1 protein-coding gene is annotated in these 412 nt (G+C 61.4%); it reads left to right on the forward strand.

The genetic code is table 11. The features are described from left to right. Positions 1 to 110 precede the first annotated feature (110 nt). The coding region (locus D7X55_RS41950) for an FHA domain-containing protein (protein ID WP_147470534.1) at positions 111 to 412 on the forward strand (302 nt) is incomplete at its 3' end.

Raw genomic sequence — 412 nt, forward strand, 5'->3', positions numbered from 1 at the left:
CTCTCTCGCGGCATGACGGCGAAGTTGCCGCCGGCGCGTTCTGTGAAGATGATCGCTTCCCGACTCGCCGGGCAACGCCGGCGTTATCTCATTTCGTCGGGAGGCATTGCGTGAAGATCGTGATTCATCATGGCGGCAACAGCTCGCTCGCCGGCACACAAGCGACGTTTCATGACGGCGTCATCACGCTCGGGCGACGGCCCGGCAATACTATCACGTTCGACCCGCACCGCGACGGCATCGTCTCCGGGCATCATGCCGAGATTCGTGTAACCGCCAACCGCGTCACGATCCGCGACTTGGGTTCCGCGAATAAGACATTCGTCGATGGGCAGATGCTGGGAAGCGAAGAGCGCGAGCTGCGGTCGGGGAACATGATCGTGCTGGGAACCGATGGACCGATGTTGAAGCT

Source organism: Corallococcus sp. AB049A, assembly GCF_003668885.1.
GTDB classification, from domain to species: Bacteria; Myxococcota; Myxococcia; order Myxococcales; family Myxococcaceae; genus Corallococcus; species Corallococcus interemptor.